Origin of the sequence: Aquimarina sp. MAR_2010_214, assembly GCF_002846555.1 — a bacterium.
Lineage (GTDB): Bacteria > Bacteroidota > Bacteroidia > Flavobacteriales > Flavobacteriaceae > Aquimarina.
The window spans coordinates 2428891-2449327 of sequence record NZ_PJMS01000001.1 but is presented as its reverse complement, the minus strand read 5'-3'; the positions used below and the strand labels follow the sequence as shown (position 1 = coordinate 2449327).

The 20437-nt window shown below is 32.7% G+C and carries 17 protein-coding genes; 5 read left to right on the top strand and 12 right to left on the bottom strand.

From position 1 onward, the window contains the following. Nucleotides 1–172 precede the first annotated feature (172 nt). A complete protein-coding gene (locus tag ATE84_RS10430) occupies nt 173–1027 on the top strand; it encodes an AraC family transcriptional regulator (RefSeq protein WP_101447897.1) in 855 nt (284 codons plus the stop codon). 69 nt (nt 1028–1096) lie between these two features. Continuing rightward, nucleotides 1097–2284, top strand: a complete 1188-nt coding sequence (locus ATE84_RS10425) for a multidrug effflux MFS transporter (RefSeq protein WP_101447896.1) — start codon at nt 1097–1099, stop codon at nt 2282–2284. 30 nt (nt 2285–2314) lie between these two features. Here the strand turns inward: ATE84_RS10425 and ATE84_RS10420 are convergent, their stop codons facing one another. From ATE84_RS10420 to ATE84_RS10405, 4 genes are all read right to left on the bottom strand, one after another. After that, complete coding sequence (locus tag ATE84_RS10420) at nt 2315–2854, bottom strand: GNAT family N-acetyltransferase (RefSeq protein WP_101450964.1); 540 nt, start codon at nt 2852–2854, stop codon at nt 2315–2317. Nucleotides 2855–2927: 73 nt separating this feature from the next. Continuing rightward, complete coding sequence (locus tag ATE84_RS26810; RefSeq protein ID WP_101447895.1) at nt 2928–3251, bottom strand: nuclear transport factor 2 family protein; 324 nt, start codon at nt 3249–3251, stop codon at nt 2928–2930. A 47-nt stretch (nt 3252–3298) separates the two neighbouring features. Further along, a complete protein-coding gene (locus ATE84_RS10410) occupies nt 3299–4027 on the bottom strand; it encodes a hypothetical protein (RefSeq protein WP_143273605.1) in 729 nt (242 codons plus the stop codon). 257 nt (nt 4028–4284) lie between these two features. Then, a complete protein-coding gene (locus ATE84_RS10405) occupies nt 4285–5745 on the bottom strand; it encodes an aminoacyl-histidine dipeptidase (protein ID WP_101447893.1) in 1461 nt (486 codons plus the stop codon). A gap of 179 nt (nt 5746–5924) precedes the next feature. Here ATE84_RS10405 and ATE84_RS10400 point away from each other — a divergent pair, with 179 nt between their 5' ends. Beyond that, nucleotides 5925–6989, top strand: a complete 1065-nt coding sequence (locus ATE84_RS10400; protein ID WP_101447892.1) for a DUF3810 domain-containing protein — start codon at nt 5925–5927, stop codon at nt 6987–6989. A gap of 5 nt (nt 6990–6994) precedes the next feature. On the opposite strand, the gene ATE84_RS10395 is transcribed toward ATE84_RS10400, so the two are convergent. Beyond that, a complete protein-coding gene (locus ATE84_RS10395) occupies nt 6995–7663 on the bottom strand; it encodes a hypothetical protein (protein ID WP_101447891.1) in 669 nt (222 codons plus the stop codon). A 145-nt stretch (nt 7664–7808) separates the two neighbouring features. Then, the gene (locus ATE84_RS10390; RefSeq protein WP_101447890.1) at nt 7809–8492 is read right to left on the bottom strand and encodes a hypothetical protein; all 684 of its coding nucleotides are present in this window, start codon (nt 8490–8492) and stop codon (nt 7809–7811) included. Between the two features lie 151 nt (nt 8493–8643). Here ATE84_RS10390 and ATE84_RS10385 point away from each other — a divergent pair, with 151 nt between their 5' ends. Together ATE84_RS10385 and ATE84_RS10380 are read left to right on the top strand one after the other, a co-directional pair. Beyond that, complete coding sequence (locus tag ATE84_RS10385; RefSeq protein ID WP_101447889.1) at nt 8644–11628, top strand: amidohydrolase family protein; 2985 nt, start codon at nt 8644–8646, stop codon at nt 11626–11628. 50 nt (nt 11629–11678) lie between these two features. Further along, complete coding sequence (locus ATE84_RS10380; protein ID WP_101447888.1) at nt 11679–12974, top strand: amidohydrolase family protein; 1296 nt, start codon at nt 11679–11681, stop codon at nt 12972–12974. Nucleotides 12975–13028: 54 nt separating this feature from the next. On the opposite strand, the gene ATE84_RS10375 is transcribed toward ATE84_RS10380, so the two are convergent. The 6 genes from ATE84_RS10375 to ATE84_RS10350 form a co-directional block, all read right to left on the bottom strand. Beyond that, nucleotides 13029–14150 (bottom strand): alanine--glyoxylate aminotransferase family protein, encoded by a 1122-nt coding sequence (locus ATE84_RS10375; protein WP_101447887.1) that lies wholly within the window; start codon nt 14148–14150, stop codon nt 13029–13031. Between the two features lie 304 nt (nt 14151–14454). Further along, complete coding sequence (locus tag ATE84_RS10370) at nt 14455–15264, bottom strand: hypothetical protein (protein ID WP_101447886.1); 810 nt, start codon at nt 15262–15264, stop codon at nt 14455–14457. A gap of 71 nt (nt 15265–15335) precedes the next feature. After that, complete coding sequence (locus ATE84_RS10365) at nt 15336–16346, bottom strand: DKNYY domain-containing protein (RefSeq protein ID WP_158237220.1); 1011 nt, start codon at nt 16344–16346, stop codon at nt 15336–15338. A 104-nt stretch (nt 16347–16450) separates the two neighbouring features. Beyond that, nucleotides 16451–17635 carry an asparagine synthetase B gene (locus ATE84_RS10360; RefSeq protein ID WP_101450962.1) on the bottom strand — a complete coding sequence of 395 codons (1185 nt, stop codon included), beginning with the start codon at nt 17633–17635 and terminating at the stop codon, nt 16451–16453. 115 nt (nt 17636–17750) lie between these two features. Continuing rightward, the gene (dnaB, locus tag ATE84_RS10355) at nt 17751–19298 is read right to left on the bottom strand and encodes a replicative DNA helicase (RefSeq protein ID WP_101447884.1); all 1548 of its coding nucleotides are present in this window, start codon (nt 19296–19298) and stop codon (nt 17751–17753) included. Between the two features lie 169 nt (nt 19299–19467). Beyond that, on the bottom strand, nt 19468–20421 hold the full coding sequence (locus ATE84_RS10350; protein WP_101447883.1) for an acetyl-CoA carboxylase carboxyltransferase subunit alpha: 954 nt from the start codon (nt 20419–20421) through the stop codon (nt 19468–19470). Between the last annotated feature and the right edge of the window lie 16 nt (nt 20422–20437).

Below are 20437 nucleotides of genomic sequence, written 5' to 3'. Positions count from 1 at the left end.
CCGATAAATTCGGGATGCTTTTTTTTAATCGAATCATAATATAGCTTCTCTCTATTTATACCTCTTTAAACAAGAATTCATGAAATTTGACAGTTAATACCTTCAAACAAATTATCTTATACTTGTAATATCATTGCTATTTTTAAGTACTAATACACCATAATTGTTTTTCATGAAATTCAAAACCCATCAACTCGATATTAACAGAAAATATAATAACGGAATCGTTGTTGATAGGCTTTCTCATGATAACCCTTATGATAGTAATCAAGTTCATAGGCATAATTATTACGAAATTCTTTTCTTTTTTAATGCAAACGGTGGGGAACAAAAAATAGATTTCAAAGATTATAAAATCAAGAGTAAGACAATTTATACTATTGCACCTGGGCAGATACATTTATTAAAAAGGAATCCAAACGAAAATGGAATTTCAATTCAATTTTCAAAAGAATTTTTGTTATTGAACTTTTCTGCCGCTCATTTAGAATGGATGGATTTACTTCAAAAGTATACAGAGTTAACTCTTACAAATTCAAAATACGATGAATTATTCGTATTGACTCAAAAATTACTTCTTGTTTTTGACAGTAGAGATGAGTTCTCTTTTCAAAAAATCACCAATTATTTCAGTTTGATATTAATTGAAATTCTTGAATTTATAAATCAGGAATATCAAGACGATGTCAATCAACAGAACAATACTGCTTTACAGTTTATATCACTAGTACAAAAACATTTTAGAAAAAAAAGAATGGTGAAAGAGTATGCATTATTAATGAATATCTCTATTAATAAACTCACCAAGGAAATTGGAAATTCCTTCGGGAAATCTCCAAAAGAAATCATTCAAGAACATCTATTATTAGAAATAAAGCGACTTCTAGCTGTAAATGAATTGTCTCATAAAGAAATATCTTACCTATTAAATTTTGATAGTCAAAATTCGTATAACCGCTTTATAACTAATCACACAAAACATACTCCATCTGAATTAAAAAAGGAATTGGCTGAAATTCATAAATAATAGCAGTATATAGCTAACTCTTCAGGTTTCATTTCGTGTTATCATTGTCATCATATAACACTTAATCCTATGAACAAAAAAACGCATTCATTATCAATTACTGAATTTGTTTCTCTTATGGCTACTCTTATGGCTCTTGTAGCGTTAGCTATAGACGCCTTACTACCTGCATTAGACGAGATTGCAAATACCTTAACAACCGAAGAAACCAATAACACACAATTAATCATTTCGATTCTTTTTCTAGGTCTTGCGACTGGGCAACTGTTTTTTGGGACATTGTCTGATTTTATTGGACGAAAACCTGCTATATGCCTTGGGGTTTCAATTTTCATTATAGGATGTCTAATTTCTTTTTGTTCCAAAAACTTAGAGTATATGCTTATTGGTAGATTATTTCAAGGAATAGGATTATCAGGCCCTCGAATAATAAGCGTAGCTCTAATTCGCGATCAATATGAAGGTTTGGCCATGGCTAGAATTATGTCTTTTGTAATGTCTATATTTATAATTGTCCCCGCAATTGCTCCTGCATTAGGTCAAGGAATTTTATTTTTTGTAACCTGGCGGTACATCTTTCTTATGCTAATTATTGTGGCATTGGCAGCTCTATTTTGGTTTATGATTCGACAACCCGAGACATTACCTAAAGAACAACGAAAATCATTTTCAATAATGAATATCGCCAACATCATTTCTAAAATTTGCACAAACAGGACTTCTTTTGGGTATACAGTCGTGACTGGTTTGGTCTCTGGTATTTTTCTAGGTTTTTTAAGTTCTATTCAACAAATTTTCCAATCTTATAATTATAGCCATTTGTTTGTTGGTTGTTTTGCTATTCTTGCTCTTTTTATAGGAAGCGCATCTTTAATAAATGCAAAAGCTGTACTACGATATGGTGTACGGCATATGGTGGGAGTAGCACTAGTGACTCTTAGTTTAACTTCATTTATTTTCTTATTATCAAATCTATATTATCCATTAAATTTTTGGAGTATTATGACCTATTTTATGATTTCTTTGTTTTCTATTGGTATTTTGTTTGGAAACTTAAGTGCATTAGCCATGGAACCTTTGGGTGCTATTGCAGGTATCGGAAGTTCTGTAGTTGGTTCATTATCAACATTTATCTCGGTTCCGTTTGGGATCTTAATAGGGTTTAGTTATAATGGTTCAGCAATTCCTTTAATTATAGGCTTTTTTATTCTTAGTTCATTATCATTAGGAATAATGTACTGGATAGAAAAGAAATAAGACACTAACAAATAATTAAAGAAAGGTTCATCACAACTGTTTATCTTTATTCTTTATGTACCCTTTATTTAAAATGTAGTACCTATGTTCATCCCAAATTTTATCATTCTTAATAATCGCTTTTTGGAATATTCCTTCCATTTTAAATCCACTTTTTTCGAGAACCCTCATCGAACTTGTATTATATTCGATAATTCCTGCATATATTCTGATCAGGTTTAATTTTTCAAATCCATATTCGGTTATTTGACTTACGGCTTTTGTAGTAATCCCTTTACCCCAATAGGGTTCTCCTAACCAATATCCTATTTCTGCTGATTTTCTATAAATATCATTTTGTAGTATAAGTGATATGACTCCGCAAAGTTCTCCTTCAAATTCTATCCCGAAGCTTGTCGTAGGATCCTGTGCTATTGTCATCTTAATAAAGGATTCGGCATCCTCATCATCATAAGGGTTAGGAAAATAATCTCTTAAGTTATTTGATATATTGCTATTGTTGGCGAGTCTTGCCAATTGTGATTTGTCCGATTCTTGAAGCTGTCTTATATTTATTTCTTTATGATTCATAAAGTTCATCAAAATATTAACAAACATGCTATAAAACATGTTTCTATATGTATCAAAGTTCTTGTTTCTCTTATCATTTTCTTATAAAATGAACTTTTGATATTAAATCGTTTTCAATTTCATAAATCACTATAACTTCATTAAAATCAACTCCTTTTCTACCAACTACCTGTTCTCTATCAATTACTTTATTGTCAAATACCATTCTATCTACAATAGTAGCACTAAGTTTAGGCGAATTCTCAAAGATATCTTGATATACTTCTTTTAGTTTTGAACTATTATCGATAAATGGTTCTGAATCATGGAAATTATAAATTTTGATATCAGCAGCATAAAAAGATAAAAAATCAGATAAATTTCTATTATTATATGCTTCTAATTGATCTTGTACTATTTTTTATGGATTCATTTTTTAATAAAGGTTAGACAGATTTGTGATATTTATTTTTCTATTAATGTCGGAAAATTGTCAAGATCTATATCTGATAGTTTTCCATTACAATTTTTCACTATTTTTCCAAGTAAATATGGCCCTGTTTCTTTTTCATATCCAAGTCGGATATAGGTATAACAATCATTTTCTCTTAGATCTGTAAATTCTGTTGAAAAATAAGAAATACCCGTTTTATCAATCGTATCAGACTCATCTCCAAAATAGAAACCTGAAGCTATATCTGCTTTCCCACTTTGGGTATGATTTAATTTACCGAATTCTGTCATCTCAATTTTATAATCAATCGTAGTATAATTAAATCGCTTAATTGTAACAACAATAACCAGGTTACCTTTTTTCCCTGTTAATGTTATTCGCCGACCTATTTCTGGGGTTTCTCTAAAATAAATAGTGTCTCCATCACTTAAAATTAACAGATTATCTGAAAGTGTGATCTTCTCTTCTCTCATTTTTTTGAGTCCCTCAATAAATTTATCTGAATAATCAGATTTATTTTTAATACTAATTTCTGTTTCTTTTATGCCTATGTCATTGTCCTTATCTTCAGAAGAGTTTTCTTTCTTATTAGCATCTGAGTTATCTGTAACTACTGTTCTTGTTGTATCTACAAGAACCGAAGGTGCTTTTTTATTCATCTGTGAGTTACGACATCCCAATACACTCATTATGATTAGAACTACTACTATATTTTTTGCCTTTATTATTTTGTGATTCATACCAGTTTTACACTAATTATATGATAAAAAGAAAAGGCAAAAGCCCTCTCCTATTCTAACTTAAAAGTAATTAATTCAAATGAATATGATAAGAAAATTCTACAACAATGAATTAAAGTCTGTATAGTGTAATTTTAATATATACTTCTATAAACCAATAAACCTATCTTACTTATCTAAGATATCGTGTCCTTGTATAAGTAAGATAGGTCTATATATCAATTCATTAATTGGCAATTATAGCCAAAAGATGAATACTATTTCTTTGGAGTCTCTTTTAAGATTTCTTTTACGAATTTCCAATATTTTTGTACCGACGAGATACTTGTTCTTTCGTCTGGTGAGTGTGCTCCCAAGATTGTTGGGCCAAACGATATCATATCCATCTCTGGATAATTCTGCCCCAGAATACCACATTCTAATCCTGCATGGCAGGCAGCTACATGTGCTTTTTCACCATTAAGGTTTTGATACAATTCATCCATTACTTTCAAAATTGGAGAATTCATATTAGGAGCCCAACCGGGATAATCTCCACTAGTGGTTACTTCACATCCTATTAACTCAAAAGTAGCTCTCAACTTGTTTGCAAGATCCAATTTAGAAGATTCTACACTACTTCGGGTTAGACATTCGATAGTGATATTCCCTTTTCCTATTGTTATTTTAGCAATGTTATTAGAAGTTTCTACCAAATCAGAGATTGAAGCGCTCATGGTATACACTCCATTATGTGCAGCGTATAATGCCTTTATTACTCCTTCCTGAACACCTAACTCCATTACTTGTGCCGGTAGATCTGTAGTATTAATTTCTATAGTAAGATCAGGATCGGCGATAGAAAGTTCATCTTGTATTGTTTTAGACAGTTCTCCTATTTCAAATTCGAAAGCTTTTGCTTGTACTGCATCTACTACTATTATAGCAAAACTTTCTCTTGGGATAGCATTACGTAAGCTTCCTCCCCTTATTTCGTTAATTTGTAAACCAAAATTCTCAAAACCATCAAACATTAGTCTATTCATTATTTTATTAGCATTCCCTAATCCTTTATGAATATCCATACCCGAATGCCCTCCGTTAAGTCCAGTAATAGCAATCGAATACGCTACTTTACCCTCTGCAACCGGTTCTTCTTTATAATTTCTCTTTGCTGTAACATCAATTCCGCCAGCACAACCAACTCCAATTTCATCATCCTCTTCAGTATCCAGATTTAATAATATATCCCCATGTAACCATCCTCCTTCTAATCCCATAGCTCCTGTCATCCCTGTTTCTTCATCAATGGTAAATAATGCCTCGATAGCAGGATGTGTAATATCTGTAGATTCCAGAATTGCCATAATAGTAGCTACTCCCAACCCATTATCGGCACCAAGAGTTGTTCCTTTGGCTCTTACCCAATCTTCATCAATATACATTTCTATGCCTTGGGTATCAAAATCAAAATCGGTATCTGCATTTTTTTGATGTACCATATCCAGATGAGACTGCATTACTACCACTTTGCGATCTTCCATTCCCGAAGTAGCTGGTTTTCTAATTAGAACATTACCAACCTTGTCTATCTCGGTGGTTAATCCCAATGATTCTCCAAAACCTTTCATAAATGCAATGACACGTTCTTCTTTTTTTGAAGGCCTGGGAACCGCATTAAGATCTGCAAATTTATTCCATATCACTTTGGGTTCAAGGTTTCTTATTTCTGAATTCATAATTGATGTTTAAATATTGACAGCGTTATATTATTGATATTTGACAAAATTCTAAATTTTAAATCAAGTATCAAAGCTTAAAGCTGCCAAAGTCATAAAGTTTCTAAAGTCAAACAAATAGATACTAAAAAACTCTTAATTCTTCATTCTAAATTAAGAATTGTAAATATCTTTATCCCATGCAATCTAAGACAAAGCTTTATCTCACAATATTACTACCTGTTCAAATTATTTTGATTCAAATCCTGTCTTTTTTCCCTGAAGTTGTAGAGCGATTATATAGCAATGGTTTGTTTGTTTATATCTCCAAGGCTTTACGATATGTCTTCGGATGGCTTCCATTTTCTTTTGGAGATATCTTATACGGTGTTTTAATCATTATGCTAATACGTTTTTTACTTAAAAAGGTATTTAAGAAGCATTTGTTATGGAAAGAAATAGTATTGGATATTGGTGCTACTTTATCTGTTGTGTATGCATGTTTTCATATCCTTTGGGGAATGAATTATTATAGATTACCCTTACATGAGATATTACAATTGGATCACGAATATACTGAGGAAGAACTGATTAACGTTTCAGAAAAATTAATAGTTCAAGCCAATTCTTTACATCTGCAACTAGAATCCAACGATTCCTTACCTATACGCATTCCATATTCTAAAGAAGAAATATTTCAAAAAACAATTCCTGCTTACGATCAGTTACATCAAATATTTCCTGTATTACAATATCACCCTAAGAGTATTAAAACGTCTATATTAAGTCTTCCTCTAACCTACATGGGGTTTAGTGGGTATCTAAATCCTATTACCAATGAAGCGCAAGTAAATGGATTAATACTTAATTACAAGGCACCTACCACAAGTTGTCATGAAGAAGCACATCAATTAGGATTTGCTAAAGAAAATGAAGCTAATTTTATAGCTGCATTGACCACAATGAATTATGATGATATATATTTTAACTATAGTGGAGCTACCTTTGCTTTAAAATTTTGCCTAAATGATCTTTATCTTCGTAATGAAGAAAAAGCAATCTGTCTTATCGAAAAATTAAGACCTGGTATTAGAAGAAATTATATCGAAGTAAATGAGTTCTGGGAATCTTATGAAAACCCCCTGGAACCCATTTTTAAAAGTACTTATGATAGTTATTTAAAAGCCAATAATCAACCTGATGGTATGGATACCTATAGTTATGTTGTAGCCTTATTAGTTAATTACTATAAGACCAGATTATAGAGCAGCTATAAGGTATTATAATAACTCACAATTCTAATTAGATCATTTTCTTTTTTATAATTAAGCCTTTTTGAAGAAACATACTTTTTGATTTCGTTCTTTTTATCTTCCAGCACTTTCAATATATCTTTCTGTTTTAATTTGATCTTAAGTAAATCTCCTCCAGCTTTCAATATGAAATAATTACGTTTTTCTATATATTTATCATTCGTTGTCTGCTCATAAGCATCAATTGCTTTTCGACCTCGCATCACCTTCTTTTCGACCTTCATAACCAAAGAATTCTTCCCTTCTTTTAAAAAGACAAAGAACTGCTTTGTCCCTTCATAATCTAACATCTTATAAACATATCCTTCGTCCAAAACAACTCGAATATTCTCTTTTTTCAAAACATTGAATACTTCTGTAACTTCAATTTCATCATTTAGAGTATTATATCTAACATAGGCTCTACGCATTTTTTTTCCGTTTACATATACTGAAGCAAGCTTACTTTCATTTTCATAGTACTGATGCCCTAGAACAGTGTTCTTTAGAGGTTTCTTAACTACTACTCGAGTCCCATAAGCACTCAAATTTGTTGTTTCTTCAGCTCCAGCAACCGAACCAATTTTAGCTTGTCCAACAACCAGACAATTTTGCAACAATAAAAACACCAAAAACAATTTTTTCATTCTCTTTAATTTAAATTTTCCCTAAGTAAATAAACAACTTTTACACATATCATTACCGGTTGTTAAAAACCCCATTTAACAACCTGATATGCTATAAATTAATTCTAAATTCGGATGAGATTAGATAGATAAGGTAATCATAAAGTTATAGAGAGTTATAATAATTAATAATCCTAATCAGGTCTTTTTCCTTCTTAAATTTTAACTTCTTTGAAGAGGCAAACTTTTCAAGTTCTTCTTTTTTGTCCAAAACTTTAAGGATATCCTTTTTCTTAAGTTTTACTTTTTGAACCTCTCCTTTTTCATTGTTAACTATAAAGTATTTACTCTTCTCAACATACTTTGAAGGTGTACTTTTATCGTAACTAGTAGCTCCTTCTTTTCCTTGTTTTATCTTCTTTAATACTTTCATCCCTAAAGAAAACGCTCCCTTATTATACACAATAAAGAATTGTTTACTCCCCTCATAATCAAATAATTTATAGCTATACTTCTTAAGGTCAACCTCTAAGTTACTTATTTTCAGCATGTTAAACCTTTTATTATTATCATCTAAGTATTCTAGTTCTCCATTAAAAGCATTGTATCTAACCAAACATTTGCGTACTGATTTTTTATCTATATATACGGTCGCCATTTCATCTATTTCTTCAAAATACTGATGTCCTTTAATAGAAGTATTTCGAGCGCTTTGTCTTACCACAATTGTTGTACCAAAAGGACTTGCCTTCAAGTTATTATTGGGGTCAGAATTCATTCCAAATATGGTTTCCTGTCCAATGGTTATAGTACTAATGAGTGATAAAACAAGAAGAAAAAAAAATTTCATTATAATAAATTTTGTTGTTTATACTGCGTTAAATTTCTAAAAATTCACAGATAAACCACTACAACTAATGTTAAAACAATCTTAATTAACAGCCTCTTTTTATTTCAACAGCTATCTTTAAATTTGATTCAATTTACTTTACACTATACTTATGAAAAAACTTCTATTATCGCTTACGGTGATATGTGGGATTTTAAATTCTTATTCTCAAGATTATTTTCCAAAAAATGACGGGGTCCATACATCAAATTCTAATTATACCGTATTTAAGAACGCTACAATTCACACAACACCTGATACTGAGATCAAAAATGGAACTTTAGTTATCCAAAAAGGTAAAATTGTACAGGTAGGAAATTCTATTTCGGCTCCTGCGAATAGTGTGATAATTGACCTTAAAGGAAAGCATATTTATGCTTCTTTTATTGATCCATTCACCAATTTTGGTATCGAAAAACCTAAACGAAAAGCAGGAAGTATTTTTAGAGGTAACCCACAATATGAAGCATCCCGAGAAGGCTATTACTGGAACGATCACATTAGTCCCGAAACTAATGCCTTAACATCCTTTAAATATGATGCAAAAAAAGCAACAGAATATGTAAAAGAAGGATTTGGAGTACTTAATACTCATATGCCCGACGGTATTGTAAGAGGAACTGGGTTATTGGTAGCTCTAAATAATGAAGGCACAGAAGGTGATCGACTATTAAGTGATCGCTCATCACAGTTCTTATCTTTTTCTAAAAGTAACAAAAGTAAACAGATGTATCCTACATCTCTAATGGGAGCTATGGCCTTATTAAGACAGATGTATCACGATGCGAATTGGTATGCTGGTGGCAATGCTACTAACAAAGATCTATCTCTGGAAGCTTTAAATAGGAACAAAAATCTTCCTCAAATTTTTGAAGCAGGAAGCAGAATAAATGGTTTTAGAGCTGATAAGGTTGGTGATCAATTTAATACCCAATACGTACTTGTTGGTGGTGGAGATGAATATGCTAGGATCGACAAGGTAAAAGCTACCAATGCCAAATATATAATTCCTCTGGATTTTCCTGAAGCCTATGATGTTTCAGATCCTTTTATGGCTAATCTGGTAAGCCTGGGAGATATGAGACATTGGAACCAGGCCCCAACAAACCCTTCGGTATTATCAAAAAATGGGATTACCTTTTCTTTGACTACACATAAATTAAAAAAGATAGCTGACCTTAAAGGCAGAATTACAAAAGCAATTGAGTACGGCTTGGATAAAAAAACAGCCATTGCTGCTTTAACAACTGTACCTGCGCAGATTTTAGGAAAGAGTAATCTTTTAGGGAGTATAAAAAAAGGGAGCTACGCTAACTTTCTAATCACCAAAAGTGAATTATTTTCAAAAGATAATATTATTTATGAGAACTGGGTGCAGGGTCGTAAAAATATAGTGAATGATATGAATGTTACCGATATCAATGGTAACTATGAGCTAATCGTAGCCGGAAAAATGTATGATATGTCAATTTCTGGAAAGCCCACAAAACCTAAAGCAGAAATAAAACTTGGTGACACAAAATTAGGATCCAAAATAAACTATAAGAATGATTGGGTAACTATCACTTTTACTGATACTGATACTATTAAGACTCAATATACCAGAATAACAACCTCTATTGGTGACACTCCTGATTTCTGGAGTGGAAAAGCAATTCTTCCTAATGGGGTGCAAACTTCCTTTTCTGTTAAAAAGAAACCCGAAAAACCTTCTGAAAAAAAGAATAAAAAATCAACTGACAAAAAAGAAAAACCCGAAGTTCTTCCTGTTATGTATCCTAATATAGCATATGGAAATTCTCAATTACCAAAATCAGAATCATTGCTATTTAAAAACGCAACTGTTTGGACCAATGAAACTGATGGGATTTTAACAGAGACCGATGTACTAATAAAAAACGGTAAAATCTCTGCTATTGGTAAAAATCTTAGTGATGGTAACGCCAAAATAATTGATGCTACAGGAAAACATCTTACCTCTGGTATTGTTGACGAACATTCCCATATCGCAGCAGCTGCGATTAATGAAGCCGGACATAATTCTTCTGCCGAAGTAACTATCGAAGATGTTGTATCTCCTGATGATATTAATATTTATAGAAACCTGGCTGGTGGTGTAACCTCAATTCAGATTCTTCATGGCTCTGCAAATCCAATAGGAGGACGTTCTGCAATCATAAAATTAAAATGGGGACAGAGTGCCAATAATCTTATTTATTCCAATTCGCCCAAATTCATCAAATTTGCACTAGGTGAGAATGTAAAACAAAGTAACTGGCAAAGTTTTAGTCGTTTCCCGCAATCAAGAATGGGAGTTGAACAATTATATATGGATTACTTTTCTCGCGCAAAAGAGTATCATAAACTTAAAACCAGTGGTAAACCTTATCGAAAAGATACCGAAATGGAAACCTTGGCAGAGATCATAAACAGTCAACGTTATATTAGCTGCCATTCTTATGTGCAAAGTGAGATCAATATGTTAATGAAGGTTGCCGAAAAATTTAATTTTAAAATTAACACTTTTACCCATATTCTCGAAGGATATAAAGTAGCTGATAAGATGGTAGCCCATGGTGTTGGAGGGTCTACTTTCTCCGACTGGTGGGCATACAAATACGAAGTTAATGATGCCATTCCCTATAATGCTGCTATTATGCATAGACAAGGTGTAGTTACTGCAATAAATAGTGATGATGGAGAAATGTCTCGTCGTCTTAATCAGGAAGCTGCAAAATCCGTAAAATATGGAGGTGTAAGTGAAGAAGATGCGTTGAAATTTGTAACCCTTAACCCTGCTAAATTATTACATATCGATGACAGAGTAGGAAGTATTAAAATAGGTAAAGATGCAGATGTAGTATTATGGACAGATCATCCACTATCTATATATGCTAAAGCAGAAAAGACTATAATCGAAGGAGCCGTGTATTTTGATCTTGAAAAAGATAAAGCTATGAGAAAATCTATTGCAGCAGAAAGAAATAAACTTTCTACTATGCTTTTAAAGGCAAAAAACAGCGGTCTTAAAACACAGCCTGCCAAAAAGAAGGAAAAACAACATTTTGAGTGTGAAACTTTAGAAACTATTAATTAAACAAAATATAGATCAGACTAAGCTTGTCGAGGTCTAAAATCATAAAGAATATGAAAAAAATAGTATTCATAATAGCACTGTGTATTTTTTCCTTTGGAAAAGTAACAGCGCAGCAAACCCCAGCAAAAGTTCAGAGCGAAGCAATAACGATCACTGGTGCTACAGCACATATTGGCAATGGAGAAGTTATTGAAAATAGCATTATCATTTTTGAAAACGGAAAGATAACAGCAATAAGTGCTAATGGAAGCACCTCTGCAAAAGGATCGGTAATTAACGCTTCTGGAAAACATATCTATCCTGGTTTTATTGCTCCTAACTCTACTCTCGGATTAGTAGAAATAGGTGCAGTTCGTGCGACTGATGACGATAGCGAGATTGGAAATTACAACCCACATATTCGAAGTATTATAGCCTACAATGCAGAGAGTAAAATTGTAGAAAGTATGCGTCCTAATGGTGTTTTAATAGCTCAGGTCACTCCACGTGGTGGTAGAATTTCGGGAACATCATCAATTGTGCAATTAGATGCCTGGAACTGGGAAGATGCAGCTATAAAAGTAGATGATGGCATTCATATCAATTGGCCCAGCTCTTTTACCAGGGGACGTTGGTGGTTAGGTGAAGACCCAGGATATAAGCCCAATAAAAAATACGCAGAACAAATAACAGAATTAGTAGATTTTATACATCAATCCAAAGCTTCTATTAAATCAACTAAAACAACAGAAAACCTTCCTCATCATGCAATGAAAGGTATTTTTGATGGATCAAAAATCTTATTTATGCATGTAAATACCGAAAAAGAAATTTTGGATGTCCTTAATTTTTCTAAAGAAAACGATATCAAGAAAACAGTTTTGGTTGGCGCCTATGAAGCATATAAAGTTGCAGCGCAGCTAAAGCAACACAATATTCCTGTTCTAGTTACAAGAACACATTCTACTCCCAGGCAAGAAGATGAGGATTATGATTTACCATATAAAAACGCAAAATTACTGATGGATGCCGGAGTATTGGTTGCATTACAGAATAGCGGACAAATGGAGCGTGCTAATGCACGAAATTTACCGTTTCAGGCAGGAACTGTTGCAGCACATGGATTAGATAAAGAAAAGGCTTTACAACTCATTACTAGTAACAGTGCCAAAATTTTGGGTATTGATGACAGCACCGGAACTCTTGAAGTTGGTAAAGACGCTACTTTATTTATTAGTATTGGAGATGCTCTGGATATGCGTACAAATCAATTAGAAAAAGCTTTTATTCAAGGACGTGATATAAGCCTAGAAAGTCATCAAACAAAGTTATGGAAACGATATAGCGATAAATATAATTCAAAATAACAATTAAAAATCTCACAGGTCATAAACAATACCTGTGAGATTTATTTGTTTGGATTAATTTTTAAACTCTTTCATATCCTGAAGAGCGCTAATTAGCATATTTACATGATTACGTGTACAGCTTTCTCCCATAATACCTATTCGCCATATTTTTCCTGCAAAATCTCCTAAGCCTCCTCCTACTTCAATATTGTAATCATTTAGCAATTTACTTCTGATCATAGCCTCATCATTTCCTTCAGGTAAGAATACCGAATTCAAATTTGGCAATCTATATTCTTCATTCACCAGATATCTAAACCCTAATGATTCTAATTTCATTTTTAATATCTGATGTATCTCCTGATGTCGTTTCCATCTATTTTCTAATCCTTCTTCTATAACAATCCTAAGCGACTCGTGCAATGCATATACAGAAGAAACCGGAGCGGTATGATGATATGCTCTTTTAGCACCTCCCCAATAATTTTTAACTAAGCTAAGATCTAAAAACCAACTCTGTACCTTAGTCTTCCTATCCTCTAAAACCTTTACAGCTCTATCTGAAAAGCTAACCGGTGATAATCCCGGAGGAGCACTAAGACATTTTTGTGTTCCTGTATATATTGCATCAATATTCCATTCATCTACTTTTAACTCTACCCCACAATATGATGTTACGGCATCTACCATTAGTAATGCTCCTGCATTATGCACTAAATCACTAATTTCTTTAATAGGTTGTAAAGCTCCTGTAGAGGTTTCAGCATGCACCAAAGCTACTAATTTTGGTTTTGGACAGTCATCTAATATATTTTTTATATCCTTTGAAGAAACTACAGTTCCCCATTCTACTTCTATTTTATGAACTATTGCTCCGCAACGTTCTGCTATATCAACCATTCTACTACCAAAAACTCCATTAACAGCTATGATAACTTCATCCCTAGGCTCTAAAAGATTAACCAAGCAGGTTTCCATTCCTGCGCTACCAGGTGCCGATACTACAAAAGTTAAGTGATTTTTAGTGATAAATGTCTCTTGTACCATCGATTTCACTTCATCCATAATCCTTACAAACTCAGGATCCAAATGACCGATCAACGGAGTAGACATTGCTTTAAGAACTCTTGGATGCGCATCAGATGGTCCTGGCCCCATTAAAATCCTTGTACTAGTATTAAGTTCGTTATACATCGCTTATATTTTGATTCGTGTTAATTATATCATCTTCATAAATAAAACTGAAATATGCACATAAAGTTAGATAATTCGAAACATCTTAAACTTTGATCAAATTAGGAGTTTGGTTAAAATATACTCAAAGAATATCTATTTCATAATATCAAAGTCTAGTACATCTATAAAATTGCCATATTCAAAAAAAAGAGACATCATTTTTATCAAAAAAAAGATGTCTCTTTCTTAAAAAAATAAAAAGAGAGTATCTAAAATATTCTTTTTAGATACTCTCTCTGTTACTATATATATTAATAATTATTTATAAAGTTTTACTTTCTTCAATATTAGGTTTTTTGAATAATGACATTGACACTTTTTCTTTACCTATATTGGCGTTCACAAAATTCATTTCACTCTTAACTTCTCCTACTACGCCATCTTTATAAGCTCTCCATTTAAGAGTTTTAGGGAATTGTAATCCATTTACATCATTCCAATCTGTATACTCTACCAATCTTATTTTTTCACTAGATTCTTTACTAAAAAATGTAACGGTATACCCTAGAAATTTCATTTTCCCAGATCCTTTATCATAATATAGAAAATAATTGTCTTTGGGTGAATCTCCTATACCCTCTCCATAAGATATTTTATAGCCTGTATATGAAATACCATCTACTTCAAGATCATCTACTTTTTGATATGAAATTCCATCATCACCTAAAACAAAAGGCATTGCATAAAAATAAAACATCAGATTGTGATAGAAACGAGGATTTCCTTTGAAATAAGTAGAATCTTGTTCTAACCAAGCTTCTTTACCATCAAACCCTAAAACAAATTTATCTGTTTCTACGCGTGCATAACGGGTTTTAAGGTCGATAGTGTGTTTTTCATTTCCTTCAGGTTTAGCAATTTCAAAAATCATGCTATTCATTTGATCAAATGTATTGATACCTCCATGAGCTTTAAAAACGGCTGCGATATCTTCGGGAAAATCCCCTGATCGATCTGGTACAACTTCTTCCTTTTGTTCTTCCAGAATTTTGGTTTCTTTTTCTGATTTCACTTCTTGTTTACAGGAAATAATACTTGTAATCAAAAGTGATGCTAGGATAAGATTTTTCATGATTAAGATATATAAATAAGTTAATTCTAGACAGTGTAGTCGTATTACCTAAAATATCTTACAGTATTATATTAGTAGCTTTTTGATTTTTTTAAAATTTCTCCATATTCATAAACATGATTCTTATCTGAAAAAGTATAATTCTTATCACTATACCTAAAAGTCTTTGCATCTGCACCATCAACAATTTGTCCATGAAAAAAAACAAGACTATCATCTTTCACATAGCCATATCCTACTTCTTCAAGAGTTGACGCATTGGCTTTTTCAAGAATTTTCCCTTTATAGTAAATATTATCATCTATTTTAACAATAGAATTATCATTGTAAAACTGTATTTGATCAGCACTTTTAAAAGGAATGCGAACTATTCTATCTTTGATATCAAGATCAATATTATCGGTATAAATATATACATATTCATCATCACGAATACAAAAATAAGCTAAATCAACAACCTGAGATACATTGACTTCTGTTCTATATAACGGTTGTTGATACCAATAATAATACACTCCATTTTTGTCTTTACAAAATTGACTATTCACGACTTCAAAAGACTCATAATCAATCTCTTGCATTATCTCATTATTTCTAAAGATAAAATTCTTATCCTTTGCAAAATCATAACTTAACTGTTCATATGTTTCAGGATCAGCATCTTCTAATATTTTAAAACCATCGCCAGTATCACTAATATGATAATAATTATCTACAAGGATATATACATGATTTTTATCTATAGGGACATAGCCAGCCTTTACATTAAAAGAAGGCACATCTACTCCAAAATCAATTATTTTTGACTTAAAATATGCATATTCTTTATCTTTTGCATAATCTCTTCCTAAAACTTGAAAAGTGGTATAATCAACATTCATTTCATTCTTACCTAAAGAAAACCAATTTCCCATTGGGCTGTATATAATTTCATCACCACTTCGTGAATAAAAGTAAGAATCGGATTTTTCCTCATTTATCAATTTCCCAAATGGGTTTAAAAAACGATACACTCCATAAATACCAAGTGTAGCTAGTAGTAGAAAAATCGCAGCTAATATCATCAATACTTTTTTTATCATTTTGTTTATGATTTGCTTCATTAAAAATGAGTCATAAACAAAACTATAAAAAGTAATAGATTGATTTATCCCTGTAAACCGTGATTGGGAATGTAATACTGTTATTAGGTTTTCTGCTTTTTCTTTTTTGCTGCTGGAAAAAGGACATTGTTTAGAATTAAACGATATCCCGGTGAATTAGGGTGTAGTTCTAACTCGGTCTTTGGATCACCAACTCTATGTGTATAATCTTCGGGATCGTGACCTCCAAAAAATGTAAAGAACCCTTTTCCTTTAATTCCATGGATATAGCGTGCTTCTGAATTTGTTTTATTTTCACCTAATACTAAAACATTAGATTTAATCTCATTAGGGTTATATGCTGTGGTCTGCCCCATAAATCCTTTAACTAAAGCAGTATGGTTTTGACAAAGCATGGTTGGAATAGGATCCCACTTTGCTGAGAAATCCATCAGTGTAAAATAATCTGTAGTTTTAGATATACGGCGTTTTCTAGTCATATCAATTGAAGAAAACTCATATACATTTGGGCTACGTTCTAATGTAAAGTTCTTAAACGCAAAAGTTTTATTATAATCTATCTTAGACTGGTAACCCGGTTCACTAGGATCTCCATCAAACATAGGTTCACAAATATCAACTCCTTCTGCAGACAATGCAATCTCAAAGCTATCAGTAGCACTACACATGGCAAACATAAATCCACCACCAACAACATAATCACGAATTTTTAAAGCAACATCTAGTTTCTCTTGGGAGACTTTTGAATATCCAAGTTCATTAGCAAGTTTCTCTGCTGCAGCTTTTTCTCTGATATACCATGGAGCAGCTCTATATGTAGCATAAAACTTACCATATTGTCCTGTAAAATCTTCATGATGTAAATGTAACCAGTCATATAAGATCAGGTTATCTTCTAGAACTTCTTTATCATAAATTGTTTTGTAGGGAATTTCTGCAAATGTCAATACCATAGTAACCGCATCGTCCCATGGTTGATTTCCTTTGGGAGAATATACTGCTATTTTAGGTGCTTTTTCTAGAACTACAGCTTCCATATTCTGTGAAGGACTACTAATTTCTTCTAAAATCTCATTAGTTTCGCCATCACTAAGTACTTCATATGAAACACCTCTAATAGTGCATTCTTTTCGAATATACTCTGTATCCGGCAATAAAAAAGATCCTCCCCTATAGTTTAACAGCCATTTTACTTTAAGATCTTTACTTAATGTCCAATATGTAATTCCATAGGCTTTCAGGTGATTTTGCTGGCCATCTGCATCCATAGGAATCAATACATAAGATGCATTGGATTGAAATGAAAATAAAAAAAACAATGTAACTACACCAAGGCGAATCCGTTTTTGTTGTAGTAATAAAGGTTTCAATATCTGTGTTATTTTAGAAAGGTACTTCATCGTCGTCATCGCTAGAGTCATTTATGCTACTCCCAAAGGCTTCATCTGCACTAGGAAGATGACTTGTATTAAGTTGTTCATCTTCATTACCATCATTCATTTTAGAATGAAATTCAAAAGGAGTACTAAAATCATCTAAGTTATCAAATTTACCTAAGTGACCAATAAATTTTAACCTAATATTTTCTAAACCACCATTACGGTGCTTTGCTACTATAAACTCTCCTTGCCCTTGAGTTGGTGATCTTTCTTCATCATCCCATTCATCAATCTTATAATATTCTGGTCTAAAGATAAATGCTACAATATCTGCATCCTGTTCTATCGCTCCAGATTCACGAAGATCACTAAGCAGTGGTCTTTTACTTCCTCCACGAGTTTCTACGGCCCTAGATAACTGTGATAAAGCAATCACAGGGATACTTAATTCTTTTGCCAAGGCTTTAAGGTTACGAGAAATTGTAGAAATCTCTTGTTCCCTATTTCCATTTTTACCTGTACCTCCTGCTGTCATCAACTGCAAATAATCAATAACGATCATTCTTATACCATGCTGCGATGCAAGACGGCGTGCTTTTGCTCTAAGATCAAAAATTGACAATGAAGGTGTATCATCTATAAATAATGGAGCTTTTTCCAGATCTTTTACCTTTACGTTAAGCTGTTCCCATTCATGTTTTTCTAACTTACCGGTACGTAATTTTTCTGAAGAGAGTCCTGTTTCAGAAGATATTAAACGTGTAATCAGCTGTACTGAAGACATCTCTAATGAAAAGAATGCTACAGGAATATTTTGCCCTACAGCCATATTTCTAGCCATAGACAGAGTTAAAGCTGTTTTTCCCATACCCGGACGGGCAGCTACAATAATCAAATCACTAGGTTGCCATCCGGAGGTTAATTTATCTAATTTATCAAATCCAGACGGAACTCCACTCATCCCCTCTTTGTTTGATATTTCTTGTATTTTTTTCTTTGCTTGTATAACCAGATTTTGCGCAGTCTCTGTAGATCGTTTTATATTTCCTTGTGTTACCTCATACAATCTAGATTCTGCCATATCGAGAAGGTCAAAAACATCTGTAGTCTCATCGTAGGATTCTTCAATAATTTCATTCGAAATTTTGATCAAACTTCGCTGTATATATTTCTGAAGAATTATTCTGGCATGAAACTCGATATGTGCAGAGGATGCTATTTTTTGGGTTAGTTGCACTAAATAATAATCCCCTCCGGCCAATTCTAATTTCGAATCCTTCTTTAATTGGCTAGAAACCGTTAATAAGTCTATTGGCTCAGAGTTTTCGAATAGTTTATATATTGCTTCAAAGATGTATTGATGTGCTTCTCTATAAAAAACATCGGGATTAAGAATGTCAATAATTTCATCAACCCCTTTCTTATCAATCATCATCGCTCCAAGCACAACCTCTTCTAAATCAACCGCTTGAGGAGGTATTTTTCCTTTTTCAAGCGAAATTACGTTCCCCCGACCGTAATTTATTTGCTTAGTTTTCTGTACTTTTTCCATGACTACGAATGTAAAAAAATTGTAAAAAGATGTACCTAAATACAAAGATACGAATGTCCACTAGTCTTCAACAAATGAACTGTTAATAACTTAATTTTATTGTTAATAAGCATAAAAAAATCTGAAGCTTACAACTTCAGATTCAGGAAGTAAGTGATTCCTTTAGGGGTTAGTCTTTAAAGACTCCCATATTAGCATATTTATCCATTCGCTTTTCAACCAATTCTTCTGGTGATAAGTTTTTTAATTCGTCAAAAGATGCTAATATTTTATCCCGTACTGTTTTAAAAGTGGTTTCTCGATCACTATGTGCTCCTCCAAGTGGTTCTTTAACGATTTCATCAACCACATTAAGTTTAACACTATCTTTTGCTGTAAGCTTTAATGCTTCTGCAGCTTGTTCTTTCTGGTCCCAGCTTCTCCATAATATGGAAGAGCAATTTTCTGGAGAAATTACAGAATACCATGCGTTTTCGAGCATCAACACTTTATCTCCTACTCCTATTCCTAACGCTCCTCCACTGGCTCCTTCACCTATAATTACTACAATAACTGGTACTTTAAGACGAGTCATTTCTAGTATATTACGAGCGATTGCTTCTCCTTGACCACGTTCTTCTGCTTCTAATCCTGGGTAAGCACCAGGAGTATCAATAAAAGTAACCACAGGAATATCAAATTTTTCTGCACTTTTCATTAAACGAAGTGCTTTACGATATCCTTCTGGGTTTGCCATTCCGAAATTACGGTATTGTCTGGTCTTGGTATTGTATCCTTTTTGTTGACCAACAAACATAAAACTCTGGTCGCCAATTTTTCCCAAACCACCAATCATAGCCTTATCATCCTTTACATTTCGATCACCATGTAATTCTAAAAAGGATTCGCCACAAATTGCATCTATATAATCTAGAGTATACGGTCTAGAAGGATGCCTTGACAGCTGAACTCGTTGCCAGGGCGTAAGGTTTTTATATATTTCTTTTTTAGTTTCTTTTAGTTTTTTTTCAATTTGCTTACATGTATCAGTAACATCAACTTCGCTCTCTTCGCCGATAGCGCAAGCTTTCTCAAATTGTTCTTCGAGTTCCTTAATGGGGAGTTCAAATTCTAAATATTCCATATCAAGAATATATTTT